Annotated in this window: 24 protein-coding genes; all 24 read left to right on the top strand. The window is 75.0% G+C overall.

Features of this window, described 5'->3' with window-relative positions:
• Positions 1–39 precede the first annotated feature (39 nt).
• The 24 genes from VMV22_10285 (at position 40) to VMV22_10170 (ending at position 24,976) form a co-directional block, all read left to right on the top strand.
• Positions 40–978: a DNA-directed RNA polymerase subunit alpha gene (locus tag VMV22_10285; protein HUY22717.1), complete on the top strand. Its 939-nt coding sequence runs from the start codon at positions 40–42 to the stop codon at positions 976–978.
• A gap of 70 nt (positions 979–1,048) precedes the next feature.
• A complete protein-coding gene (gene rplQ / locus VMV22_10280) occupies positions 1,049–1,342 on the top strand; it encodes a 50S ribosomal protein L17 (GenBank protein HUY22716.1) in 294 nt (97 codons plus the stop codon).
• The gene (gene truA, locus VMV22_10275; protein HUY22715.1) at positions 1,339–2,256 is read left to right on the top strand and encodes a tRNA pseudouridine(38-40) synthase TruA; all 918 of its coding nucleotides are present in this window, start codon (positions 1,339–1,341) and stop codon (positions 2,254–2,256) included. The genes rplQ and truA overlap by 4 nt, the downstream gene beginning before the upstream one ends.
• Positions 2,257–2,412: 156 nt before the next feature.
• Positions 2,413–2,862: a 50S ribosomal protein L13 gene (rplM, locus tag VMV22_10270; GenBank protein HUY22714.1), complete on the top strand. Its 450-nt coding sequence runs from the start codon at positions 2,413–2,415 to the stop codon at positions 2,860–2,862.
• A gap of 61 nt (positions 2,863–2,923) precedes the next feature.
• Positions 2,924–3,334 (top strand): 30S ribosomal protein S9, encoded by a 411-nt coding sequence (rpsI, locus tag VMV22_10265; GenBank protein HUY22713.1) that lies wholly within the window; start codon positions 2,924–2,926, stop codon positions 3,332–3,334.
• Between the two features lie 6 nt (positions 3,335–3,340).
• A complete protein-coding gene (gene glmM / locus VMV22_10260; GenBank protein HUY22712.1) occupies positions 3,341–4,681 on the top strand; it encodes a phosphoglucosamine mutase in 1,341 nt (446 codons plus the stop codon).
• A 103-nt stretch (positions 4,682–4,784) separates the two neighbouring features.
• A complete protein-coding gene (gene glmS / locus VMV22_10255) occupies positions 4,785–6,641 on the top strand; it encodes a glutamine--fructose-6-phosphate transaminase (isomerizing) (protein HUY22711.1) in 1,857 nt (618 codons plus the stop codon).
• Positions 6,638–7,060 carry a holo-ACP synthase gene (locus VMV22_10250; protein HUY22710.1) on the top strand — a complete coding sequence of 141 codons (423 nt, stop codon included), beginning with the start codon at positions 6,638–6,640 and terminating at the stop codon, positions 7,058–7,060. The genes glmS and VMV22_10250 overlap by 4 nt, the downstream gene beginning before the upstream one ends.
• The gene (locus tag VMV22_10245) at positions 7,057–8,439 is read left to right on the top strand and encodes an NAD(P)H-hydrate dehydratase (protein HUY22709.1); all 1,383 of its coding nucleotides are present in this window, start codon (positions 7,057–7,059) and stop codon (positions 8,437–8,439) included. The genes VMV22_10250 and VMV22_10245 overlap by 4 nt, the downstream gene beginning before the upstream one ends.
• An 18-nt stretch (positions 8,440–8,457) precedes the next feature.
• Complete coding sequence (gene alr, locus VMV22_10240) at positions 8,458–9,660, top strand: alanine racemase (GenBank protein HUY22708.1); 1,203 nt, start codon at positions 8,458–8,460, stop codon at positions 9,658–9,660.
• The gene (locus tag VMV22_10235) at positions 9,657–10,763 is read left to right on the top strand and encodes an alpha/beta hydrolase (protein HUY22707.1); all 1,107 of its coding nucleotides are present in this window, start codon (positions 9,657–9,659) and stop codon (positions 10,761–10,763) included. The genes alr and VMV22_10235 overlap by 4 nt, the downstream gene beginning before the upstream one ends.
• Before the next feature lie 85 nt (positions 10,764–10,848).
• Positions 10,849–11,412 carry a uracil-DNA glycosylase gene (locus tag VMV22_10230; GenBank protein ID HUY22706.1) on the top strand — a complete coding sequence of 188 codons (564 nt, stop codon included), beginning with the start codon at positions 10,849–10,851 and terminating at the stop codon, positions 11,410–11,412.
• Positions 11,409–12,023 (top strand): tRNA (adenosine(37)-N6)-threonylcarbamoyltransferase complex ATPase subunit type 1 TsaE, encoded by a 615-nt coding sequence (tsaE, locus tag VMV22_10225; GenBank protein HUY22705.1) that lies wholly within the window; start codon positions 11,409–11,411, stop codon positions 12,021–12,023. Before VMV22_10230 ends, tsaE begins: the two co-directional genes overlap by 4 nt.
• Entirely contained in the window at positions 12,020–12,742 is a 723-nt protein-coding gene (tsaB, locus tag VMV22_10220; protein HUY22704.1) for a tRNA (adenosine(37)-N6)-threonylcarbamoyltransferase complex dimerization subunit type 1 TsaB, read from the top strand. The genes tsaE and tsaB overlap by 4 nt, the downstream gene beginning before the upstream one ends.
• Position 12,743: 1 nt before the next feature.
• Entirely contained in the window at positions 12,744–13,328 is a 585-nt protein-coding gene (gene rimI, locus VMV22_10215) for a ribosomal protein S18-alanine N-acetyltransferase (protein HUY22703.1), read from the top strand.
• Positions 13,325–14,416, top strand: coding sequence for a tRNA (adenosine(37)-N6)-threonylcarbamoyltransferase complex transferase subunit TsaD (tsaD, locus tag VMV22_10210; GenBank protein ID HUY22702.1), 1,092 nt, complete (start codon positions 13,325–13,327; stop codon positions 14,414–14,416). Before rimI ends, tsaD begins: the two co-directional genes overlap by 4 nt.
• A gap of 113 nt (positions 14,417–14,529) precedes the next feature.
• Positions 14,530–14,826: a co-chaperone GroES gene (gene groES / locus VMV22_10205; GenBank protein HUY22701.1), complete on the top strand. Its 297-nt coding sequence runs from the start codon at positions 14,530–14,532 to the stop codon at positions 14,824–14,826.
• 12 nt (positions 14,827–14,838) lie between these two features.
• Entirely contained in the window at positions 14,839–16,494 is a 1,656-nt protein-coding gene (groL, locus tag VMV22_10200; GenBank protein ID HUY22700.1) for a chaperonin GroEL, read from the top strand.
• Positions 16,495–16,597: 103 nt separating this feature from the next.
• Positions 16,598–17,452, top strand: coding sequence for a CoA pyrophosphatase (locus tag VMV22_10195; GenBank protein ID HUY22699.1), 855 nt, complete (start codon positions 16,598–16,600; stop codon positions 17,450–17,452).
• 168 nt (positions 17,453–17,620) lie between these two features.
• Entirely contained in the window at positions 17,621–18,784 is a 1,164-nt protein-coding gene (locus tag VMV22_10190; protein HUY22698.1) for a GuaB3 family IMP dehydrogenase-related protein, read from the top strand.
• 55 nt (positions 18,785–18,839) lie between these two features.
• Positions 18,840–20,381: a glutamine-hydrolyzing GMP synthase gene (guaA, locus tag VMV22_10185; protein ID HUY22697.1), complete on the top strand. Its 1,542-nt coding sequence runs from the start codon at positions 18,840–18,842 to the stop codon at positions 20,379–20,381.
• Entirely contained in the window at positions 20,372–22,825 is a 2,454-nt protein-coding gene (locus tag VMV22_10180; GenBank protein ID HUY22696.1) for a UvrD-helicase domain-containing protein, read from the top strand. Before guaA ends, VMV22_10180 begins: the two co-directional genes overlap by 10 nt.
• Positions 22,826–22,931: 106 nt before the next feature.
• On the top strand, positions 22,932–24,215 hold the full coding sequence (locus VMV22_10175) for a phosphodiester glycosidase family protein (protein HUY22695.1): 1,284 nt from the start codon (positions 22,932–22,934) through the stop codon (positions 24,213–24,215).
• On the top strand, positions 24,212–24,976 hold the full coding sequence (locus VMV22_10170) for a methyltransferase domain-containing protein (protein ID HUY22694.1): 765 nt from the start codon (positions 24,212–24,214) through the stop codon (positions 24,974–24,976). The genes VMV22_10175 and VMV22_10170 overlap by 4 nt, the downstream gene beginning before the upstream one ends.
• Positions 24,977–24,988: the final 12 nt, after the last annotated feature.

Genomic DNA, 24,988 nt, shown 5'->3' with positions numbered 1-24,988 from the left:
CACAGACACCGCCCCCCACAGAACCCAGGAGCCAGTCGCATGCTCATCATCCAGCGCCCGACCGTCGAGGCCATCGGCGAGGAGGAGGCCAACCGGCAGCGGTTCGCCGTCAGCCCCCTCGAGCCGGGCTTCGGCCACACGCTCGGCAATTCCATCCGCCGCACGCTGCTGTCGTCCATCCCCGGGGCGGCGGTCACCCAGGTCCGCTTCGACGACGCCCTCCACGAGTTCACCACCCTGCCGGGGGTGAAGGAGGACGTCACCGACATCATCCTCAACCTGAAGGACGTCGTCCTCCGGGTGCACACCGACGACCCGGTGACGCTGCGCTGCGACAAGCGTGGCCCCGGGGACGTCACCGCCGGGGACCTCCAGCTGACCGCCGACGTCGAGGTCCTGAACCCCGAGCTGCACGTCGCCACCCTGAACGCCAAGGGCCGCCTGGCCATCGACGTCACGGTCGAGCGCGGCCGGGGCTACGCCTCGGCCGAGCGCAACAAGCGGTCGACCACCATCGGCGTCATCCCGGTCGACTCCATCTTCTCCCCGGTGCGGCGCGTGGCCTTCTCGGTCGAGCCCGTGCGGGTGGAGCAGTCGACGGACTTCGACAGCCTGGTCCTCGACATCGAGACCGACGGCTCGCTCACCCCGCGCGAGGCGCTCGCCTCGGCCGGCGACACGCTGCGCTCGCTCGTCGGCCTGGTGGCCGACCTCGAGGACGAGCCCCAGGGCCTGGAGCTGGGCGAGGTGGGCACCTCCACCAGCGGTTCGCCGGACCTCGACCTCGCCATCGAGGATCTCGACCTGTCCGAGCGGCCGCGCAACTGCCTCAAGCGCGCCCAGGTCAACACCATCGGCGAGCTCGTGGAGCGCACCGCCGAGGACCTGCTGGCCATCACCAACTTCGGCCAGAAGTCACTCGACGAGGTGATCCAGCGGCTGGACGAGCGGGGCCTGTCGCTCCGCATCAAGGACTGAGGGGCCCGCCGTGCGAGGCACCCCCCGCAGGGGCAGGCGGCTGGGCGGCGACGCCGCCCACCAGAAGGCGATGCTCGGCAACCTGGTGGCGTCGCTCATCGCGGCGGAGTCGCTGGTGACGACGGAGTCCAAGGCGAAGGCGCTGCGGCCGGTGGCGGAGAAGTGCATCACCGCGGCGGTGAAGGGCGGCGTCCACCGGCAGCGCAACGTGGTGGCGCTCATCCGGGACAAGGACATGGCCCACAAGCTGTTCGCCGAGATCGCCCCCCGCTACTCGGACCGGCCCGGCGGCTACACCCGCATCCTGAAGCTCGGCCCTCGACAGGGTGACAGCGCGCCCATGGCGCGCATCGAGCTGGTGTGACGCTGTTCGACCCCGACCTCGCAGCCGCCCCGCAGGCGGGCGACGAGGTGGGGTCGGCGAGCGTCGGCGAGACGGCGGCCGACGGCCCGGCGTCCCGTGACGACGCCGCCCCGGCGGTGACCACCCGCCTCCGCTTGACGGTCTCCTACGACGGCGCCGGCTTCCGGGGGTTCGCGGCCCAGCCCGGCCAGCGCACCGTGGCCGGCGACCTGGCGCGCGCCATCGGGACCGTCGTCGGCCACCGGGTCGAGCTGGTCTGTGCGGGGCGCACCGACGCCGGCGTCCACGCCACCGGCCAGGTGGTGCACGTCGACGTGCGCCCCGACGTCGACGCGGTGCGGCTGGTGCGCTCGGTGAACACCCTTCTCGGGCCCACCGTGGCCGTGCGGTCGGCCGAGGCCGCCCCGCCGGGGTTCGACGCCCGGCGCTCCGCCCGGGCGCGGCGCTACCGGTACCTGATCCTCGAAGCGCCGACGCCCGATCCCCTCCTGGCCCCCCTGTCCTGGCACGTCACGAGCCCCCTGGACCTCCGGGCCATGGTGAGCGCGGCCGACTCGCTCCTGGGGGAGCACGACTTCCGGGCGTTCTGCCGCCGGGTCCCCGGCACCGCGCCGGGGACCCCGATCCCCCGACGGGTGCTCGACGCCGGCTTCGCCGAGGTGGCCGTCCCCACCGGCGAGCTCGGGCCCGGCGCCCGGCTGCTGCGCTTCGACATCGAGGCCACGTCGTTCTGCCACCAGATGGTGCGCTCGGTGGTGGGGGTGCTCGTGGAGGTGGGCCGGGCCCGGCGCCGGGTGTCGGACGTGACGTGGCTCCTGCGCAGCGGCGACCGCTCCCGCAGCGGCGGGGTGGTCGCCCCCCCGCAGGGGCTGTGCCTGACCGCCGTGGCCTACGAGGGGGACGACGGGTGGTGACCCGCTTGCCCGGTGCACACCCCAGCCCCTAGAGTCGTAGGTCGGCTACCTGCAGGAGCTGCCCGCACGCGGCGGGCCGCCCGGCGGTCGGCACCCAGGCCGGCGGCGCCACCCGACGCCGGTGCGGAGCCCGGACACGAGACGAAGGATCCCTGCGTGCGCACGTTTTCGCCCAAGGCCGATGACATCACCAAGGCGTGGCACGTCGTCGACGCCGAGGGAATGGTGCTCGGACGGCTGGCCACGACGGTGGCCTCGGTCCTGCGCGGCAAGCACAAGCCGATCTTCGCCCCCCACATGGACACGGGTGACCACGTCATCGTCGTCAACGCCTCCAAGGTCGTGCTCACGGCGGGCAAGGTCGAGAAGAAGCTCGTCTACCGCCACAGCGGCTACCCCGGCGGCCTCAAGGTGAAGGGGTACGGCGACCTGCTCTCCGAGCGGCCGGAGGAGATCGTCCGCCGGGCCGTGCGGGGCATGCTGCCGCGCACCCGGCTGGGCCGCCAGCAGCTGGCCAAGCTGAAGGTGTACGCCGGCCCCGAGCACCCCCACCAGGCCCAGCAGCCCGAGCCCCTCGACGTGCCCGCCGCCCGGGCACGGGCATGAGCCTCCGGCCCCGCTAGGCACCGGCCGAAGCCACCGAGGCGAGAAAGACAGGACGACGAACGTGTCGACGAAGACCAAGCTCCCCGCTCCGCTCTGCCAGAACACGGGCCGCCGCAAGCGCGCCGTGGCCCGCGTGCGGATCCGGCCCGGCCAGGGGGCCATCACCATCAACCGGCGGCCCTTCGAGGACTACTTCACCTCGGCCACCCACCGCATGGTCGTCACCGAGCCGCTGCGGGTGGTCAACCGCGGCGAGGAGTACGACATCGACGCCACCATCGACGGTGGCGGCGTGGCCGGCCAGGCCGGCGCCATGCGGCTCGGCATCGCCCGGTCCATGGTCGAGCTCGACCCCGAACTGCGCTCCATGCTCAAGAAGGCCGGCCTGCTCACGCGCGACGCGCGCGAGAAGGAGAGCAAGAAGTACGGCCTGAAGAAGGCGCGCAAGGCCCCCCAGTACTCCAAGCGGTAGCCGGCCGTGGGGGTGCGGTTCGGCACCGACGGCATCCGCGGGGTCGCCAACGCCGAGCTGGGTGCCGAGCTGGTCATGGCGCTCGGGCGCGCCGCGGCCCGTGCCCTGCCGGCGCAGTGCTTCCTCGTCGGGCGCGACACGAGGCGCTCGGGTCCCCTGCTCCAGGCGGCCCTGTCGGCGGGGATGGCGAGCGAGGGCGCCGACGTCGTCGACCTGGGCGTGCTGCCCACCCCGGGCGTGGCCTGGCTGTCGGCCCGACGCGGCGTGCCCGCCGCCATGGTCTCGGCCTCGCACAACCCCTTCGCCGACAACGGGGTCAAGCTCTTCGCCGCCGGGGGCCTCAAGCTCCCCGACGCCGCCGAGGCGGCCATCGAGGAGGAGCTCGACCGGGTCCTCGCCGCTTCCGGCCGTGCGCCACGCCCCCCCGTCGGCCACGGGGTGGGCCGGTTGTGGGCGGAGCCCGACGCCGCGCAGGGCTACGTCGACCATCTCGTCGGGGTGCTCGACGGGCGTGACCTGTCGGGCCTGCGCGTGGTCGTCGACTGCGCGCAGGGCGCCGCCTCGGCGGTGGCGCCGGAGGTCCTGGCGCGGCTGGGCGCGGACGTGCGGGCCATCGCCTGCGACCCCGACGGCACTAACATCAACGACGGGTGCGGCTCCACCCACCCCGAGATGCTCGCCGCCGAAGTGGTGGCGAGCGGCGCGGACCTCGGCCTCGCCCTCGACGGCGACGCCGACCGGCTGATCGCCGTCGACCACACCGGCGTGCCGGCCACGGGTGACGAGCTGCTCGCGCTGTTCGCCACCGACCTGGCCGGCCGGGGCAAACTCGCCGGCAACACCGTGGTGGTGACGGTGATGACCAATCTCGGCTTCCGCCTGGCGATGGCCGAGCGCGGCATCACGGTGCGCGAGACGGCCGTGGGGGACCGCTACGTCCTCGAGGCCCTCGACGGTGACGGGCTGACCCTCGGCGGCGAGCAGTCGGGCCACATCGTGTTCCGGCGGCTGGCGACCACGGGTGACGGCGTGCTGACCGGCATCCTGCTCGCCGACCTGGTCCGCCGCCTGGGCACCCCGCTCGCCGAGCTGGCGCGCGCCTCGATGACCCGCCTGCCCCAGGTGCTCGTCAACGTGGCGGTGGCGCGACCGTCCGAGGCGGTGGCCGCCCCGGCCGTGCAGGCCGAGCTCGCCGCGGTGGAGGCGGGGCTCGGCGACCGGGGCCGGGTGGTGCTGCGGGCGAGCGGCACCGAGCCGCTGGTGCGGGTGATGGTGGAGGCCGAGGACGAGTCCGTGGCCCGGGCCGCCACCGCCCGCCTGTGCGCCGTGGTGGAAACGGCGCTCTAGCCGCCGGCGCCCGGCGACGCCGCGGTGGTGCCCGCCGCCCGGTGGTGCCCGCCGCCCGGGGGTCGTTCCCGCTCGGCGCGCTGAGCGCCCTAGCCTTGGGCCCATGTGCGGCATCATCGGTGCCACCGGCGGTGGCGACGTCCTGGAGGTCCTCCTGGAGGGCCTCGCCCGGCTCGAGTACCGGGGGTACGACTCGGCCGGGGTCGCCCTGCAGTCGGAGGGCAACCTGTGGCGGGCCCGGGCGGCCACGGGCACGCGCTCGCTCGAGGACCTGCGCAAGGTGGTGGAGGACGGCCCGGGCAACGTGTCGGCCGGCATCGGCCACACCCGCTGGGCCACGCACGGGCACCCCACGGAGGCCAACGCCCACCCCTTGCTCGACTGCACAGGCGCGGTGGCGGTGGTCCACAACGGCATCATCGAGAACTGGCGGGAGCTGGCGGCCCGGCTGCGCGGCGACGGCCACACCCTGGTGTCGGACACCGACACCGAGGTCCTCGCCCACCTGATCGAGGACGAGCGGTCCGGTGGCGCCTCGCTGGCCGAGGCCGTCCGGTCCACACTGCGCCAGGTGCGCGGCGCCTTCGCCCTGGCGGCGGTGTGCGCGGGCGAGCCCGGCACGATCGTCGCCGGCCGGCGCGTGTCGCCGCTCATCATCGGCATGGGCGACGGCGACACCGCCGTGGGACTGCTCGCCTCCGACGTTCCCGCGCTGCTCGGTCGGACCAGCCGCTTCTGGGTGCTCGACGACGACCAGATCGTGGAGCTGCGCCCGGGCTCGATGCGCGTGACCACGCTGGCCGGCAAGGAGGTGGAGCCCAAGGAGCTCCACGTGGACTGGGACCTCGAGGCCGCCGAGAAGGGCGGCTACCCCGACTTCATGGGCAAGGAGATCCACGAGCAGCCCCGGGCCGTCGCCGACACGCTGCTCGGGCGGCTCACGCCTGAGGGGACCCTCGGGCTCGACGAGCTGCGCATCACCGACGACGAACTGCGCCAGATCGACAAGGTCTTCGTCGTGGCCTGCGGGTCGAGCTACCACGCCGGCATGGTGGCCAAGTACGCCATCGAGCACTGGACCCGCCTCCCCACCGAGATCGACATCGCCTCGGAGTTCCGGTACCGCGACCCCGTGCTCGACGAGCGCACGCTCGTGGTGGGGGTGAGCCAGTCGGGCGAGACGATCGACACGCTCCAGGCCATGCGCGAGGCGCGTCAGGGCGAGGCCAAGGTCATGGTGATCTCGAACGTCGTCGACTCGTCGATGGCGCGCGAGGCCGACGGGGTGATGTACACACGCGCCGGGCCCGAGGTCGGGGTGGCGGCCACCAAGACGCACCTCACGCAGGTGGCCGCGCTCGAGCTGCTGGCCCTCTACCTGGCGCAGCTGCGCGAGACCCTCGCCCCCGCGGACGTGCGCACCTTGTTCGCCGACCTCGCCCGGCTGCCCGACCTCATCGAGCGCGTGCTGTCGCCCGAGCGGGTGGACCAGGTGGCGGCCGTGGCGCAGCTGTTCACCGAGACGCGCGACTTCTTCTTCCTCGGCCGCCACGTCGGGTACCCCGTCGCCCTCGAGGGCGCGCTCAAGTTGAAGGAGATCTCCTACGTCCGAGCCGAGGGCTACCCCGCAGGCGAGCTCAAGCACGGCCCGATCGCGCTGATCGAGCCGGGCACCGTGGTGGTGGGGGTGGCCACGCGCACGGAGCTGTGGGAGAAGATGATGGGGAACGTGGCCGAGGTGCGCGCCCGCGGCGCCACCGTGGTCCTGGTGGCCAACGAGGGGGACGAGGACACCGCCGCCCAGGCCGACGAGGTGCTGTGGGTGCCGAGGACGCACCCGCTGTTCGCACCCATCCTCGACGTCGTGCCGCTCCAGCTGTTCGCGTACGACATCGCGCGGTTGCGCGGCCACGACGTCGACCGGCCCCGCAACCTGGCCAAGACCGTCACGGTGGAGTGACGGCCCCGGCCGGCGGCCCCGAGGTGCAGGGCGTCCGCGGGATCGGTGTCGACGCCGTCGACGTGGGCCGGTTCCGGCGCGTGCTCGAGCGCAGGCCCGCGCTCGTCACGCGCCTGTTCACCGAGTCGGAGCAGGCCTACGCCCGCCGTGCGCGCGACCCCGGGGCGCGCTTGGCGGCGCGCTTCGCCGCCAAGGAGGCCGTCTTGAAGGCGCTCGGCGTGGGCATCGGGGCCGCCGCCTTCCGCGAGGTCGAGGTGGTGCGCGGCCCCGAGGGCGAGCCCCGGGTGCAGCTGTGGGGACGGGCCGCCTCACTGGCGGCCGGCCGGGGCGTGGACGGGTGGCACGTGTCGCTGACCCACACCGACGCGCTGGCGGTGGCGAGCGTGGTGGCCGTCGGCGGCGGGGGGCCCGGCTCGTGAAGCCCGTGCTGCGGGTGGACGACATGCGGGCGGTCGACGCCGACGCCCTCGACCGCGTGTCGGAGGACACGCTGGTGGACCGGGCCGGCACCGCCGTCGCCACCTGGGCCGTGCACATGCTGGGCGGGACCTACGGCCGGCGCGTGGTGGTCGTGGCCGGCAAGGGCAACAACGGCGCCGACGGCCGCGTGGCGGCGGCGCGCCTGCGCCGCCGCGGCGCCCGGGTGACGGTCGTGGAGGCTGTCGACGCGCCCGAGCGCATCGGGCCGGCGGGGACCGTGGACCTCGTGATCGACGCCGCCTACGGGACCGGCTTCCGGGGCACCTACCGGGCCCCGTCGGTGCCGGCCGGCGTGCCCGTGCTGGCCGTGGACATCCCCTCGGGTGTGGACGGCGACACCGGCGAGGCGTGCGGCGAGCCGCTGCGCGCCGACGTGACGGTCACCTTCGCCGCGCTCAAGACCGGGCTGCTCCAGGGCGACGGTCTGCTGCTGGCGGGGCGGGTCGAGGTGGCCGACATCGGCCTCGACGTGAGCCGGGCCCGCATCTGGGTGGTGGAGGACGACGACGTGCCCCGGCTGCTCGCACCGCGGCCGCGCCGCGCCCACAAGTGGCAGTCGGCGGTGGCGGTGGTCGCCGGGTCACCGGGGATGACCGGCGCCGCGGGCCTGTGCGCCCGGGCCGCCTACCGGGCCGGTGCCGGGATGGTCAGGCTCGGCGTCCCCGGCGGCGACCCCGCCGAGTTGTCGGTCAGCGAGGCCGTGGGCACCCGGCTGCCCGCCCAGGGTTGGGCACCCGAGGCGCTGGCCATGGCCGAGCGGTGCCGGGCCGTCGTGGTCGGCCCGGGGCTCGGCCGGGCCCCCGCCACCGCCGACGACGTGCGCGCCGTCGTGGCCGGCGCGGCGACGCCCGTGGTGGTCGACGCCGACGGCCTCTTCGCCCTCGGCGCCGGGGACGACCTGGCCGCGGCGGTACGGGCCGGCACGGGCCCCGTGGTCATGACACCGCACGACGGGGAGTTCGCCCGGCTGGCCGGCGCGGCCCCGGGGGCCGACCGCATCGCCGCCGCCGCCGGGTTGGCGGCGCGCTGTGGGGCGGTGGTGCTCCTGAAGGGCCCGGTGACCGTCGTGGCCGCCCCCGGGGGCGACGTCCTGCTGGCCACGGCCGGGTCCCCCCGCCTGGCCACGGCCGGGACCGGCGACGTGCTGTCCGGGGCGATCGGGGCGTTCGTGGCGCGCGGCGTCGAGCCCCCCCTGGCCGCCGTCCTGGCGGCGCACGTGCACGGGCGGGCCGCCGCGCTCGGCCCGCGTGAGGGGCTCGTCGCCGGCGATCTGGCCGATCTGGTGGCGACGTGGCTGTCGGCGGTCCGCCGCGGGTGACGGGCACCGGAGCGCCCCGTGGGTGACGCGGGCGGGGTCCCCGCGGCGGCGGCCTCGCGCCCGGTGTGGGCCGAGATCGACCTCGCGGCGGTCCGCCACAACGCCGCCGTCCTGCGCGGCGCGGTGGCACCGGCGGCGCTGTGCGCGGTGGTGAAGGCCGACGCCTACGGGCACGGTGCGGCGCCGGTGGCGCGCGCCGCGCTCGATGGCGGTGCCACGTGGCTGGCGGTGGCGACGGTGGAGGAGGGCACCGCCCTGCGCGACGCCGGCGTGGGCGCCCCGGTGCTGGTGCTGTCGGAACCGCCCCCCGCCGCCATGGCCGAGGTGGTGGCCCGGGGCCTCACCCCCGCGCTGTACACGGCGGACGGCGTGCGGGCCGCGGGGCAGGCCTCGGCGCGTGCCGGCGTGGTCACCGACGTCCACGTGAAGCTCGACACCGGCATGCACCGCGTGGGCGCCGAGCGGCGCGCCCTGGCCGGGCTCGTGGACGCCGTGGCCGGCCACCCGGCGTTGCGCTTCGCCGCGCTGTGGACGCACTTCCCGGTCGCCGACGGCGCCGAGCCCGGGGACCGGGCCTTCACCGAGGCCCAGGTCCGGGCGCTGGGCGCGGCGCGTGACGAGTTGGCCGCCGCCGGACACGCGCCGCCGGCCCTGCACGCCGCCAACTCCGCCGGCGCCCTGGCGTACCCCGAGGCCCGCTTGGACATGGTCCGGTGCGGGATCGCCCTCTACGGGGTGTCGCCGTTCCCCGGGCCGGCCCCGGTGTGGGACGACGTCATGGCGAGCACCGGGGCGGCCGGACTGCGCCCGGTGCTGTCACTGCGCGCCCGGGTCACGCTGGTGCGCGAGCTCGACGCCGGCGAGCGCCCCTCGTACGGCCGCCTGTCCCCGCTCCCGGCCCCCACCACCGTGGCCACCGTCCCGCTCGGCTATGCCGACGGCGTGCCGCGGCGCACCTTCACCCGGGGGGGTACCGTGCTCGTCGGAGGGCGCCGCCGCCCCCTGGCGGGGATGGTCACGATGGACCAGATCATGGTGGACTGCGGGCCGAACGGGGAGGTCTCGGTGGGCGACGACGTCGTGCTGATCGGCCACCAGGGAGATGCCTCGCTCACGGCGTCGGACTGGGCCGGGGTGCTCGACACCATCGCGCACGAGGTCTTCTGCGGCATCGGCCCGCGCGTCCCGCGCGTCGTGGTCGACACCGAGCAGGCGTCGTGAGCGGCGACGGGCGGTCCACCGGCCGCCGTCGCCTGGTGCGCGGCCTGGCGGCGGGCACGGGCGCGGCCCTGGCGGCGGGATGGGCGGTCCAGCACCGGCTGGTCGCCCGGACCCACGCCGGCAGCGACGACATCGCCGCCGAGGGCCTGACGCTTCCCGACGACGTGGCCCATCGGTTCGTCGAGGTCGACGACGGCGGCAGCGTCCACGTCATGGAGCGCGGCCGGGGGCCGGCCATCGTCCTGTTGCACGGGTACATGCTCAGCGGGGCCGTGTGGGCGCACCAGCTGCGCGACCTCGCCCCGCGCCATCGCGTCATCGCCGTGGACCTGCGGGGCCACGGCCGGTCGGTCCCCGGCACGGCCGGGTTCTCGTCGTCCGCCCCCGACGGTGACGGCGACGGCGCGGTGCGCGCCGGCGCCCGCATGGCGGCCGCCGAGCAGGGATCGCCGGGGGTGCGGCGGCTGGCCGCCGACGTCCGGGCCGTGCTGCAGGCGCTCGACGTCGAGCGCGCCCTCGTCGTCGGCCACTCCATGGGAGGCATGGTCGCCCTGCAGCTGGCCCACGACACGCCCGCCGAGGAACGGCGCCACCGGGTGCGCGGGCTGGCGCTCGTGTCCACCACCGGCGGCCCCTTCACGCGGCTGCCCGGGTTCGACGGCATGGCCCGCCTGGCCGGGCCGGCGTCGGCGCGGGCGCTCCAGCTCGCCGACCGGTGGGGCGTGCGCACGGTGGCGTCGGAGGACCTGCGCTGGTGGCTCACGCGCCTGGGGTTCGGTGCCGACGCGCCGGCCGCCCAGGTCCGGTTCGTGGAGAGCATCCACATGGCCACGCCGGCCAGTACCCTGGCGGGGCTGCTCCCGTCGCTGGCGGTGTTCGACCTGTCGGGGTGGCTGTCGACGGTCGACCTCCCCACCCTGGTGGTGGTGGGGACCCACGACCGCCTCACCCCGCCACGCCACGCCCTGCGCACCGCCGGGGCCATGCCGCGCGCCGAGCTCGTGGAGCTGCCCCGCTGCGGGCACATGCCCATGCTCGAGCGGCGGCGGGAGTTCTCCCGGCTGCTCGACGAGTTCGCCACCAAGATCGCCGACGCCGTCTGACGCCGTCTGACATGTACCTGTCGGCGACCCCGGCGGCCCCGGCGGCCCCGGCGGGAGGGGCGTTCGCCAGGGGTACCATGCCGCGGTGGGCACCCTCGAGGAGCTCCGGACCGAGGCTCTCGCCTGCACCCGGTGCGCGCTCGCCTCCGGCCGGACACAGGTCGTCTTCGGCGTCGGTGACCCCGACGCCGAGCTCATGTTCATCGGCGAGGGCCCGGGCCGCGACGAGGACATCGCCGGCGAGCCGTTCGTGGGACGCTCCGGCAAGCTGCTCGACAAGCTCGTGTACCAGGAGATGGGGCTGGAGCGGCGCCAGTTCTACATCGCCAACGTCGTGAAGTGCCGCCCGCCGGGCAACCGCGACCCGCTCCCCGACGAGATCGCCTCGTGCCGGCCGTACCTCGACGCCCAGCTCGGGCTCGTCTCGCCGTCGGTCGTGGTGACGCTGGGCAACTTCGCCACCCGGCTCCTGCTCGACACGGCGGAGGGCATCCGCCGTGTGCGCGGGCGCGCCTACCCGTTCCGCACCGGGCACGTGGTCCCGACGTACCACCCGGCCGCCGCCCTCCGGGGCGGGGCCGAGGTGGTGGCCGAGATGCGCGCCGACCTCGTCCGGGCCAAGCGCCTCCTCTCCGGCGACCGGCCGTGACCGCCACGGCCGGTCGTGCCGTGCCGGCGGCCGACGGGGCCCAGCCCGCGCCGGCGGGGGCCCAGCCCGCGCCGCCGGGGGCCCAGCCCGCGCCGCCGGGGGCCGCGCCGGTGCCGTTGCGGTTCCGGACCGGGTCGGCGGGCGAGACGCAGGCCCTCGGCGCCGCACTGGCCGGTGCGCTGCACCCCGGCGACGTGGTGCTCCTGGCCGGGGACCTGGGCACGGGGAAGACGACGCTGACCCAGGGCGTCGCCCGTGGCCTCGGGGTGGACGGGCAGGTGACGAGCCCGACATTCACGCTCGTGCGCTCCCATCCGTGCCGCCCCGGTGGCCCGGTGCGCACCCTGCTCCACGCCGACCTGTACCGGCTCGACCGGCTGGCCGAGATCGCCGACCTCGCCATCGGGGAGCTCGTGGAAGACGGCGCGGTCGCCGTGGTGGAGTGGGGGGACGTGGCCGAGCCGGTCCTGGGTGACGACGCGCTCACCGTCCTCCTCTCCGCCGGGCCCGACGACGAGGACGAGCGGTCCGTCACGATCGGCGTCCCGGGGTCGTGGGCGGGGCGCCGCCCCGAGCTCGCCACCGCGCTGGCGCGCTGGGCGGCCCCGTGATCGTGCTCGCCGTGGAGTCGGCCACCGAGCTCGCCGGCGTGGCGCTGGCCGACGAGTCCGGCGTCCTCGCCAGCGCGACGGTGTCGCGCGGCCGGCGCCACGCCGAGTCCATCGCCCCCGCCGTCGAATTCGTGTGCCGCCGCGCCGGCGTGCCGTTGGCCGACGTCGGTGCCGTCGCCGTCGACGTCGGGCCCGGGCTCTTCACCGGCCTGCGCGTCGGGGTGGGCACGGCCAAGGCGCTGTCCTTCGCGCTGGGCATCCCCCTCGTCGGCATCGGCAGCCTCGAGGCCCTCGCCCACGCCGCGGCTGCGGCGGTCCCCGACGGCGCGCTCGTCGTGCCCGTGGTCGACGCCCGGCGGGCCGAGGTGTTCACGGCGCGCTTTCGCGCGTCCGGCGCCGCCGCCACGCGCGTCGGCGAGGACGAGCGTCGCACCCCGGACGCCCTCGCCGCGGAGCTCGCCGGCCTGGGCGAGCCCTTCGTGCTCGCCGGCAACGGCGCCCGCCGGTACGCGGCGACGCTGGGCGCGGTGCCGGGGGCGACCGTGGCGGGGGAGTCGCTCGACCACCCCGGGCCCCACGCCGTGGCGGTCCTCGGCGTAGCCCGGGCGGCGGCCGGTGCCACCAGCGACCCCGCCGAGGTGCTGCCGCGCTACCTGCGCGACGCCGACACGCGCATCAACTGGGAGCGGCGCGCCCGGCGTGCGGAGCGGGGGGCCTGACGTGGACAGCTGGGACGGTGGGGCCCCCACCGGCGCCGACGACGACGGCCCCGGGGGGGCCGCGCCCGAGCGGGTGGCCGACGCCGTGCGCGTGGCGCCGCTGCGGCGCCGGCACCTGCGCTCCGTGGTCCGCATCGAGGAGGAGTGCTACCCGCGGCCGTGGTCGGCCACGCTGTTCCTGTCCGAGATCGCCCAGCGCTCGTCGCGGCGGTACACGGTGGCGACCATCGGCCCACTCGTGGTGGGGTACTGCGGCCTGATGGTGGTGGGGGAGGACGGCCACATCACGACGCTCACCGTGGACCCCGCCTGGCACCATCGGGGAGTGGGGACGGTCCTCCTGCTCGACCAGGCCACCGCCGCGCCCGCCCATGGTGTGCACCACCTGACCCTCGAGGTGCGGGCGTCCAACGATCCGGCCCAGGCGCTGTACCAGCGCTTCGGTTTCGCGCCGGTCGGGGTGCGGCGCAACTACTACGCCGAGACCGGCGAGGACGCCATCGTGATGTGGGCGCGCGACGTCGACACGGCCGACTACCGCGCCCGGCTGCAGGGCATCGAGGCGCAGTTGCGGACGGGCCGGTGACCGGCGCCGGGGCGGCCGTGCCCGCGCCGCGGGCGCCCGGCGCGCCGGTTCCCCCCCGGCGCGCACCCCGCGGCGTCGTCTCCGACGCGCTCGTGCTCGGCATCGAGACGTCGTGCGACGAGACGGCGGCCGCCGTCGTCGCCGGGGGAGCGGACGTGCGCTCGTCGGTGGTGTCCAGCCAGGTCGACCTGCACGCCGCCTTCGGCGGGGTCGTCCCCGAGCTCGCCGGCCGGGCCCACCTCGAGCTGCTCACGCCCGTGGTGGCCGAGGCGCTGGGCCGGGCCGGCGCGGCCGGCGGCGCCGGGTTGGACGCCGTGGCCGCCACCGTGGGCCCGGGCCTGATCGGCTCGCTGCTCGTCGGGGTGAGCGAGGCCAAGGCGCTGGCGCTCGCCTGGGGGCTCCCCTTCGCCGGCGTGAACCACCTGGAGGGGCACCTCTTCGCCGCCCTGCTCGACCATCCCCGCATCGAGTGGCCCGTCGCCGTGCTCCTGGTGTCGGGCGGTCACACCCTGCTGGTGTCCATGGAGGGCCCGGGGCGCTACCGGCTGCTCGGCCAGACCCTCGACGACGCCGCCGGCGAGGCCTTCGACAAGGTGGCCCGGTTCCTCGGGCTCGGGTACCCCGGCGGGCCGGCCATCGAGCGGGCGGCGGCGGCGGGCGACCCGGCCGCCTTCGCCTTCCCCCGGTCCATGCTCGACGAGGGCCTCGACCTCTCCTTCAGCGGGCTCAAGACGGCGGTGGTCCGGGCCGTGCGCGCCCGGCCCGACGCCGCCGACGAGGACGTGGCGGCGTCGTTCCAGCAGGCGGTGGTGGACGTCCTGGTGGCCAAGGCGGTGCGCGCCGCCGTCGCCGTGAGGGCGAAGGGGCTGTGCCTGGCCGGGGGGGTGGCCGCCAACGGCCCGCTGCGCGCGGGGCTGTCGGCGGCGTGCGAGGAACTGGGCGTCCCCGCCCACCTGCCCAGCCGGGCGATGTGCACCGACAACGCTGCCATGATCGCCGCCGCGGGCTGGTGGCAGCTCGAGCACCTGGGCCCGACGCCGCTCGACGCCGGCGCCGACCCCGATCTGCGACTCCCCCTCCTGGCCTGACCGCGGCGGCGGCTCCCGGCGGCCCGGGGGCCAGTTGCCGGGTGTCCCTGCGCCCGCTATCGTTAGCACTCGCAAGGTTCGAGTGCTAAGTGCCTACAGGAGGCTCCCCTGCCATGAAGCTCCACCCCCTCGAGGACCGGATCGTGGTCCGCCCCGGCGAGTCGGAAGAGAAAACCGCCTCCGGGCTCGTCATCCCCGACACCGCCAAGGAGAAGCCCCAGCAGGGTGAAGTGCTCGCCGTGGGCCCCGGCCGTCGTGCCGAGAACACCGGCGAGCTCGTGCCCGTCGACGTCGCCGCGGGCGACACCGTCGTCTACTCCAAGTACGGCGGCACGGAGATCTCCTTCGACGGTGAGGACCTGCTGATCCTGTCGAGCCGTGACGTCCTCGCCAAGATCAGCAAGAAGTAGTCGGCCCCGACGATGTCCAAGATCCTGAAGTTCGACGAGGCCGCGCGCCGCGGGCTCGAGGCCGGCGTGAACAAGCTCGCCGACACGGTCAAGGTCACGCTCGGCCCGAAGGGCCGCAACGTGGTCATCGACAAGAAGTTCGGCGCGCCCACCATCACCAACGACGGCGTGACCATCGCCCGCGAGGTCGAGCTGGAGGACCCGTTCGAGAACATGGGCGCCCAGCTGGTGAAGGAGGTTGCCACCAAGACCAACGACGTCGCCGGTGACGGCACCACCACCGCCACCGTGCTCGCCCAGGCCCTCATCCACGAGGGGCTGCGCAACGTCGCCGCCGGGGCGAGCCCCATGGCGCTGAAGCGCGGCATCGAGAAGGGCGTGGTCGCTGCGGTCGGCGCCATCCAGAAGCAGGCCAAGGAGATCGACTCGCGCACCGAGATCGCGCAGGTGGCGGCGATCTCGGCGGCGGACGTGTCGATCGGCGAGGTCCTCGCCGAGGCCATCGACAAGGTGGGCAAGGACGGCACCGTCACGGTGGAGGAGTCGAACACCTTCGGCCTCGAGCTCGAGTTCACCGAGGGCATGCAGTTCGACAAGGGCTACCTGTCGCCGTACTTCGTGACCGACCCCGAGCGTCAGGAGGCCGTCCTCGACGAGCCGGTGATCCTGATCGCCAACCAGAAGATCAGCGCCGTGCACGACCTCGTGCCCGTCCTCGAGAAGGTCATGCAGACGGGCAAGCCCCTCCTCGTGATCGCCGAGGACGTCGAAGGTGAGGCCCTGGCGACCCTGGTGGTGAACAAGATCCGCGGCACCTTCACCTCCGTGGCGGTCAAGGCGCCCGGGTTCGGCGAGCGCCGCAAGGCCATGCTCCAGGACCTCGCCATCCTGAGCGGCGGCCAGGTCATCTCCGAGGAGATCGGCCTCAAGCTCGAGCACACCACGATCGACCTGCTGGGTAAGGCCCGCCGGGTCATCGTCACCACGGACGACACCACCATCGTCGACGGTGCCGGGGCCGAGGACGACGTCAAGGGCCGGATCGCGCAGATCAAGCGCGAGATCGAGGAGACCGACTCGGACTGGGACCGCGAGAAGCTCCAGGAGCGCCTGGCCAAGCTGGCCGGGGGCGTCGCCGTGGTGCGCGTGGGCGCAGCCACCGAGGTCGAGCTCAAGGAGAAGAAGCACCGGATCGAGGACGCCCTGTCCGCCACGCGTGCCGCCATCGAGGAGGGCATCGTGGCCGGGGGCGGTGTCGCCCTGGTCCGCAGCCGCGCCGCGGTGGACAAGCTCGCCAAGAGCCTCGACGGCGACGAGGCGACCGGTGCGCGCATCGTGGCCCACGCCCTCAGCGAGCCGCTGCGGTGGATCGCCATCAACGCCGGGCTCGAAGGCGCGGTCACCGTGCGCCAGGTCGAGAGCGAGACGGGCTATGTCGGCCTGAACGCGTCGACCGGGAACTTCGAGGACCTCCTGAAGGCGGGGGTCATCGACCCGGCCAAGGTCACACGCTCGGCGTTGCAGAACGCCGCGTCCGTGGCCGCCCTGCTGCTCACCACCGAGGCGCTCGTGGCCGACAAGCCCGAGAAGGCCGACCCGGCCGCCGCCGCGGCCGCCGCCGGTGCCATGGGTGGCATGGGTGGCATGGGTGGCATGGGGATGATGTAACGATTCCGGCGCCGCCCGACAGCGGCACGGTATCGATCGACGCGGCCGGGCCCTGTGGGCCCGGCCGTTCGTCGTCCGGGGTGGCGCCGGTAGCGTGCAGCCGATGGACGGCCCCGCCGAACCCGCCGACCCGGTCGATGCCACCGGGCCCGCCTCCGGACCCGCTCCCGCCGCCGGGCCCGCCGACGCAGCCGGGCCCGCCGACGCCACGGGGCCCGCCGGCCCGGGTGAGGCGCCCGGGCCGCGCCAGGTGCGCCAGGTGATCCCCCGCCCCGTGCAGGCCACCGCGGGTGCTCCCGCCCCGTGGTCCGGGCTCGACCCCACCCGGCGCCGGGGGCTCGGCCTGGCGCGCGTGCGGGCCGCCGTCGAGGCGCACCACCGCGGCCTGGTGGGGGCCGAGCGGGTGGCCTTCGACGGCTTCCCGGACCCGGGCGCCCCGGCGGCGGTGCTGGTGCCGCTGTTCGAGGACGACGGCGAGACCCGGGTCGTGCTCACCCGGCGGGCGGCGCACCTGCGCACCCACACCGGTGAGGTGAGCTTCCCCGGCGGCCGGCTCGACCCGGGCGAGGCCCCCGAGGCCGGGGCGCTGCGCGAGGCCGCCGAGGAGGTCGGCCTCGACCCCGAGGGCGTGGAGCTGGTAGGGCGCCTCACATCGCTCGCCACGTTCTCCTCCGGGTCCACGATCACGCCGGTGGTCGGCGTCCTGCCCTCGCCGCCCCGGCTCGTCGCCAACCCCCACGAGGTGGAGCACGTCTTCGACGTGTCGCTGGCCGAGCTGGCCGCCGACGGCGTCTTCCGGGAGGAGCGCTGGGTCGTCCCCGGCCGCCCGTGGCCCGTGGCGGCGCTCGACCCCGACGGCTCGTTCCCGGTGTGGTTCTTCGAGCTCCCGCACGACACCGTGTGGGGCGCCACCGCCCGCGTGCTCGTGGAGCTGCTCCGGCTCGTCCTCGGGCCGTGAGCGAGCGCGAGCCCGTCCACCTGGTCGTTCATGGTGCCGCGCGCGGCACCGGGACGCCCGCCACGCGGGGGCGGCGCCGAGCACGGGGGCCACGGCGCCGGACGGTATCGTGGGAGGACGCCGCGGGCGACGGCGCTGGTGCGACGACCGACGTGCAGGAGGCGGCAGGTGGCTGAGATCGAGATCGGCATCTACAAGTCAGGGCGCCTGGCGTACGGCTTCGACGACATCGCCATCGTGCCCAGCCGCCGGACGAGGGACCCCGAGGACGTCGACATCGCGTGGGACATCGACGCCTTCCGCTTCGACCTCCCGCTCATGGCAGCCGCCATGGACGGCGTGGTGAGCCCCCGGACCGCCATCGAGATCGGGCGCCTGGGGGGCTTGGCCGTGCTCAACCTCGAAGGCCTGTGGACCCGCTACGAGGACCCCGAGGCGATCTTCGAGGAGATCGCCGAGCTCGACGACGACAAGGCCACCGCCCGGATGCAGCAGATGTACCTCGAGCCGATCAAGCCCGAGCTCGTCACCGAGCGCATCCGCGAGATCAAGTCGGCGGGCGTGGTGTCGTGCGCCTCGGTGACCCCCCAGCGCACGACGGGGCTCGCCCCGGCCATCCTGGCCGGGGAGCTCGACATGCTCGTCATCCAGGGGACCGTGGTCTCCGCCGAGCACGTCTCCAAGACGGTCGAGCCGCTCAACCTGAAGAAGTTCATCCGCGCCTTCGACCTGCCCGTCATCGTCGGTGGGTGCGCCTCGTACCAGGCCGCGCTGCACCTCATGCGCACCGGCGCCGTGGGCGTGCTGGTCGGCGTGGGCCCGGGCAACGCCTGCACCACCCGGGGCGTGCTCGGGCTGGGCGTGCCCCAGGCCACCGCCATCGCGGACGTGGCCGGGGCCCGGATGCGGCACCTCGACGAGACCGGCGTCTACGTCCACGTCATCGCCGACGGCGGCATGAGCCGCGGCGGCGACATCGCCAAGGCCATCGCCTGCGGCGCCGACGCCGTCATGCTCGGCTCGCCGCTGTCGTCGGCGCAGGAGGCGCCGTGCCGGGGTTTCCACTGGGGCATGGCGACGTTCCACCCCACGCTGCCCCGGGGCACGCGCGTGCGGACGACCGTGCGGGGGACGCTGTCGGAGATCCTCCTCGGACCCGCCCACGAGAACGACGGCCGCATGAACCTCTTCGGCGCGCTGCGCACCGCCATGGCCACCTGCGGCTACGAGACGGTCAAGGAGTTCCAGAAGGCCGAGGTCATGGTGGCCCCCGCGCTGCAGACCGAGGGCAAGGCGCTGCAGCGGTCGCAAGGAGTGGGGATGGGGCACTGAGCGCCCGCCCCCTCCCCGCCGCCCCCGTCCCGCACCCGAGCCCTCCCCACGCGCCGTGACCGACGTCCCCGACACCGTCCTCGTCGTCGACTTCGGCGCGCAGTACGCGCAGCTGATCGCCCGCCGGGTCCGCGAGGCGCGCGTCTACTCGGAGATCGTCCACTTCGACACGCCCGCCGCCGAGCTGCTGGCGCGCCGGCCCAAGGGGATCATCCTGTCGGGCGGGCCCAAGTCCGTCTACGCCGAGTGGGCGCCGCTGGTCGACCCCGCCATCTATGAGGCCGGCGTGCCCGTGCTCGGCATCTGCTACGGCGCCCAGCTGCTCACCCAGCAGCTCGGTGGCGTCGTCTCGCACACCGGGCGCGGGGAGTACGGCCGCACGCCGCTCACCCGCACCGGGACGTCCCCGCTGTTCGCCGACTGGCCGCCCGGCCCCGCCGACGTGTGGATGAGCCATGCCGACTCCATCACCGAGGCCCCGGCGGGCTTCATCGCCGTGGCCTCGACGCCCGAGGCGCCCGTGGCCGCTCTGGGCGACCCCGAGCGGCGCATCTACGGCGTGCAGTTCCACCCCGAGGTGGTGCACACCGATCGGGGCCAGGAGCTGCTCGAGCGGTTCCTGTTCGACGTGTGCGGTGCCCGCCCGCTGTGGACGCACACCAACATCATCGAGTCGTCGCTCCAGGCGGTGCGCGCCCAGGTCGGCGACGCCCACGTGCTGTGCGCGCTGTCGGGCGGCGTGGACTCGGCGGTGGCCGCCGCCCTCGTGCACCGGGCCATCGGCGACCAGCTGACGTGCGTCTTCGTCGACACCGGGCTCATGCGGACGGGCGAGTCCGAGCAGGTCGAGGAGACCTTCCGCCGGCAATTCCACATGGACCTCGTCCACGTCAAGGCGGCCGACCGCTTCTTCGGCGTCCTGAAGGGCGTCACCGACCCCGAGGCCAAGCGCAAGGCCATCGGCGAGACGTTCATCCGGGTCTTCGAGGAGGTGGCCTCCGACGTGTTGGACGCCCGTTTCCTCGTGCAGGGGACCCTCTACCCCGACATCATCGAGTCGGGGACGAAGGACGCCGCCACCATCAAGTCGCACCACAACGTGGGTGGCCTGCCCGAGGACATGGCGTTCGACCTCGTCGAGCCCCTGCGGCAGCTGTTCAAGGACGAGGTACGCGCCGTCGGCGAGGAGCTGGGCCTGCCCGAGGAGATCGTGTGGCGCCAGCCGTTCCCCGGGCCGGGCCTGGCCGTGCGCATCATCGGCGAGGTGACGCCCGAGCGCGCCGAGATCCTGCGCGGCGCCGACGCCATCGTCATCGAGGAGGTGCGCCGCGCCGGGCTGTACCGCCAGCTGTGGCAGAGCTTCGCCGTGCTCCCCGCGGTGCGCACGGTCGGCGTCATGGGCGACGGGCGCACCTACGCCTACCCGATCGTGATCCGCGCCGTCACCTCCGACGACGCCATGACCGCCGACTGGGCGCGGCTGCCGTACGAGCTGCTCGAGCGCCTGTCGTCGCGCATCATCAACGAGGTGGCCGGCGTCAACCGGGTGGCCCTCGACATCACGTCGAAGCCCCCCGGCACCATCGAATGGGAGTGAAGGTGGCCGGCACCCCCCTGCCGCACCTCGGCGGACTCGGCTCCTTCGACGGCGTGGACGAGTTCGAGGGCCTCGGTGCGCCCGTCCCCGGCGGCGAGGAGGAGCCCGCCAACCCGGCACGCCGGCCGCGCTGGACCGACACCCTGCCCACCCCCGATGCGCTCCTCCAGGGCCTCAACGACCCCCAGCGCCGGGCCGTGGCGCACCGCGGCACCCCGCTGCTGGTGGTGGCCGGGGCGGGCTCGGGGAAGACCCGCGTCCTCACGCACCGGGTGGCCCACCTCATCGCCACGGGCGACGCCACGCCGTGGGAGATCCTCGCCATCACGTTCACCAACAAGGCCGCCGACGAGATGCGCGAGCGGCTTGTCGGCCTGATCGGCCCCGTGGGCGCGCGCATGTGGGTGTCGACGTTCCACGCCGCCTGCGTGCGCATCCTGCGGGCGCATGCCGACCGCCTCGGCTACCGGAAGTCCTTCACGATCTACGACGACGCCGACTCGCGCCGCCTGGTCGAGCACATCCTGCGCGACCTGAACATCGACGCCAAGAAACTCCCGGCCCGGTCCGTGCAGGCCGCCATCTCGGCGGCCAAGGCCGAGCTGGCCGACGCCGCCACCACTGTCGACGGGGCCCGCTCGGTGTTCGAGCGGCGCATCGCGGAGGTGTACCAGGAGTACGAGCAGCGGCTGCGCGCCGCGTCGGCCATGGACTTCGACGACCTGCTGCTGCTCACGGTCAAGCTCTTCCGGGTCGCGCCCGACGTCCTCGACGGCTACCGCAGGCGGTTCACGCACGTGCTGGTCGACGAGTTCCAGGACACCAACCGCGCCCAGAACGAGATCGTGCTCCTGCTCGCCGCCGAGCACCACAGCGTGTGCGTGGTGGGCGACAGCGACCAGTCCATCTTCGGCTGGCGCGGCGCCGACATCCGCAACATCGTGGAGTTCGAGGAGGCCTTCCCCGACGCCGCGGTGATCCCGCTCGAGCAGAACTACCGGTCGACCAAGACCATCCTCGACGCCGCCAACGCCGTGATCGCCAACAACGTCACCCGCGTGCCCAAGGAGCTGTGGACCGAGGGCGGCGCCGGGGAGCCGATCATCCGCTACCGCGCCGAGGACGAGTACGACGAGGCCGCCTGGGTGGCGACCGAGATCGGCCGGCTCCACGAGTTCGAGGCGCTCGACTACGGCGACGTGGCCGTCTTCTACCGCACGAACGCGCAGAGCCGCGCCCTGGAGGAGGAGCTCGTCCGGGCGGCCATCTCCTACAAGGTCGTCGGCGGCACGCGCTTCTACGACCGGCGCGAGGTGAAGGACATCCTCGCCTACCTCCGGCTGCTGGCCAACCCCTCGGACGAGGTGTCGGCCCGGCGCATCGTGAACGTCCCGCGCCGCGGGGTGGGCGACGCCTCGGTCGACCGCCTGGCGCGCTGGGCGCGCGACCACGGGCTGTCCTTCGCCGAGGCCCTCGAGCACGCCCCCGAGGCCGGCGTCACGGGTAAGGCGGTCAAGGGCGCCGCCGAGCTCGGCGCCCTGCTCGACGAGCTGCGCCGGATGCTCGACAGCGGCGCCGGGCCGGGGACGCTGATCGAGACCGTGGCGGCGCGCACCGGCTACCGGGGCGCCCTCGAGGCGCAGGACACGCTCGAGGCCCACGGCCGGCTGGAGAACATCGCCGAGCTCGCCGGCGCCGCCACCGAGTACGACGGCCTCGACGAGTTCCTGGAGTCGGTGGCCCTCGTGTCCGACGCCGACGAGCTCGACGCCGGCGACCGCCGGGTGTCGCTCATGACGCTGCACACGGCCAAGGGGCTCGAGTTCCCGGCGGTGTTCCTGGTGGGCCTCGAAGACGGCGTGTTCCCCCATCTGCGCGCCCTCGACGACCCCATGCAACTCGAGGAGGAGCGCCGCCTCTGCTACGTGGGCATCACCCGGGCGCGCCGGCAGCTGTACCTGACCCACGCGTGGAGCCGCACCCTGTGGGGGTCGACGAGCCACGCCATCCCGAGCCGCTTCCTGTCCGAGCTCCCCCCGGAGCTGGTGCGCGACGTGGGGTCGTCGTGGACGACGCGCCCCGACCCCCTGCGGGCGCCGACCTGGTCGCGCCGGCGCGCCGGGCTCGGGCTCGGCCGGGCCGAGGACTGGGAGGGGGTCGACGAGCCGGCCGACGACGACCCCGGGGGCGCGCACTCGGCCCCTGCCGGCGCCGACGACTGGGCCCAGGACTGGCACCACCCCGACCCGTGGGCCGACGGCGACGACCCCGGCTCCGGGTCGCCACCACCGCGGCGCACCACCCCCGCCCCGCCCCGGCGCGCGACCGTCCGGGCGGGCACGACCGGCCGCACGGGCTCCGGCGGCCGCACGGGCTCCGGCGGCCGCACGAGCCGGCTCCCGAAGATGGCCGAGTGGCGTAACGGGTCCGGGCCGGCACGGTGAGCACGCCCCGGAACCCGACCCGGGCGGCGGCGGCGGAGGCGGCGACCGTCGTGTCGAGCGCGTCGTGCGGCGCGCCCGGGATGCGGTCCCGGGTAGAACGGAGCGCGTGAGCGGCCCGGGCCCGACAGCGCCGGCGCCGCCGGGCCGGGGCGTCGCTCGATCCGCCGGGCCGGGGCGGTGGCGACGGCACCGGGCCCGGGTGGCCGCCCGCCGGCGCGCCCGGCACGACCGGCGCGCCGCCCGGCGCACGTGGCTCGGCCGCCATCCGGTGCTCTCGACGGTTGCCGTCGTCGTGGTGGCGCTGACCCCGGTGTGGTGGTCGCTCGGCTCGGCCCTGGCGGACCCCGCCATCGGTCCCACCGTCGGGACCCGGTTCGTGGAGTGGGTGCGTGACCACGGGGGCGACGGGATGGTGCGCTGGGTCGAGGACGTCTGGTACTCGCACCACCAGCCGCCGAAGGGTGGGGCGCCGCCCAAGGGGGCGATCCCCGCCCCCTCCCGGGCCGGCCCGGGGTCGAGCCCGGGCGCGCGAAGCGTGCCTCATCTGCCCGTGCCGGCACCGATCCAGCCCTTCACCGACCCTCCGGTGGCGGGGGAGGGCCAGTGGCACCCGGCCGGGCGCCTCGTCCACGGCCTGCCCGCGGTGTACGAGGCGTTCATGCGCCCCGACCCCGTGCACACCAGCCTGGTCGTGGGGGTGGCGTGGATGGACACCACGCTGCTGCGCGCCACGCTGTACTCCGGGTCCTACGTCCCCGGCGACGGGCCGTGGCACACCACCGCCCCCGTCCCGCCCGGCGCGGCGTCGAACCTGGTGGCCGCGTTCAACTCGGGGTTCCGGCTCAAAGACGCCCAGGGCGGCTATTACGCCGAGGGCAGGACCGTGGCGCCACTGGTCACCGGGGCGGCGTCGTTCGTGATCGACGACAACGGGACGGCCACCGTGGGCCAGTGGGGGCGCGACATCTCCTCGACCACCGGGGTGACCGCCGTGCGCCAGAACCTGGACCTGCTGGTCGACGGCGGGCATCCCGTGCCCGGCCTCAACGCCAACGACACCACCAAGTGGGGCTTCACGCTGGGCAACGCCGTCTACGTGTGGCGCTCGGGCGTGGGGGTCACGGCCGACGGCGCCCTCGTCTACGCGGGCGGCCCCGGCCTCAACATCACCACCCTGGCCGCCGTGCTGGCCCGGGCGGGAGCGGTGCGTGCCATGGAGCTCGACATCAACACGTCGTGGGTCAACTTGGCGACCTACGACCCGGTGCCGCCGGACACGCTGGCGGCGCCGGGCAACGGGGCCACGCTCCTGCCGCAGATGAGCGGCGGGCCGAGCCGGTACTTCGGGGCGTGGGACCGCGACTTCATCACCATGTCGGCGCGCTCGTGACGCAGAACCCGCGCGACTGGGACGGCGCCACCTACGACCGGATCTCGGACCCCATGACACGCTGGGGCGCCGAGGTCCTCGGCCGCCTGGACCTGCGCGGCGACGAGACGGTCCTCGACGCCGGGTGCGGCAGCGGGCGCGTCACCGAGATGCTCCTCGAGCGGCTCGGCACGGGCCACGTCGTCGCCCTCGACGCCTCGCCCTCCATGCTGGTAGAGGCCCGCCGGCGCCTCCATCGCCACGCAGGCCGCGTCACCTTCGTGGAAGCCGACCTTCTGGCCCTGACACCCGCCTCGCTCGGCGGTCGGGCGCCGGTCGACGCCGTGTTGTCGACCGCCACGTTCCACTGGGTGCTCGACCACGACCGGCTGTTCGCCAACCTGGCGGCCGTGATGTGCCCGGGCGCCCCGCTCGTGGCCCAGTGCGGGGCGGCCGGCAACATCGAGCGCCTGATGGCCGCGGTCCGGTCGACGGGCGTGGAGCGGGCCGGCACGTGGGTCTACGCCACTCCGGAGCAGACGCGCCGGCGGCTCGGGCGGGCCGGCTTCGTGGACATCGAGGTGTGGACGCATCCCGAGCCCACGACCCTCGAGCGCGGCGAGGAGCTCGAGGCCTACCTGGAGACGGTGTGCCTCCGGGCCCACGTGGCGGACATGGCGGCGGAGGAGCGGTCCCGCTTCCTCGCCGCCGTGGCAGCGGCCATGCCCGAGCCCGTCATCGACTATCTGCGGCTCAACATCAGTGCCCGCCGCCGGCCCTGACGGCGGGCCCGG

This window comes from Acidimicrobiales bacterium (assembly GCA_035531755.1).
In the GTDB taxonomy this organism is placed as follows: domain Bacteria; phylum Actinomycetota; class Acidimicrobiia; order Acidimicrobiales; family UBA8190; genus DATKSK01.
This window is presented reverse-complemented; position numbering and strand designations above follow the sequence as displayed.

Coding starts and splice junctions, on each gene's coding strand:
- VMV22_10180 (HUY22696.1), top strand. CDS start 20,372: ATGGGAGTGAAGGTGGCCGGCACCCCCCTGCCGCACCTCGGCGGACTC.
- glmS (HUY22711.1), top strand. CDS start 4,785: ATGTGCGGCATCATCGGTGCCACCGGCGGTGGCGACGTCCTGGAGGTC.
- groES (HUY22701.1), top strand. CDS start 14,530: ATGAAGCTCCACCCCCTCGAGGACCGGATCGTGGTCCGCCCCGGCGAG.
- rplQ (HUY22716.1), top strand. CDS start 1,049: ATGCTCGGCAACCTGGTGGCGTCGCTCATCGCGGCGGAGTCGCTGGTG.
- groL (HUY22700.1), top strand. CDS start 14,839: ATGTCCAAGATCCTGAAGTTCGACGAGGCCGCGCGCCGCGGGCTCGAG.
- VMV22_10195 (HUY22699.1), top strand. CDS start 16,598: ATGGACGGCCCCGCCGAACCCGCCGACCCGGTCGATGCCACCGGGCCC.
- VMV22_10285 (HUY22717.1), top strand. CDS start 40: ATGCTCATCATCCAGCGCCCGACCGTCGAGGCCATCGGCGAGGAGGAG.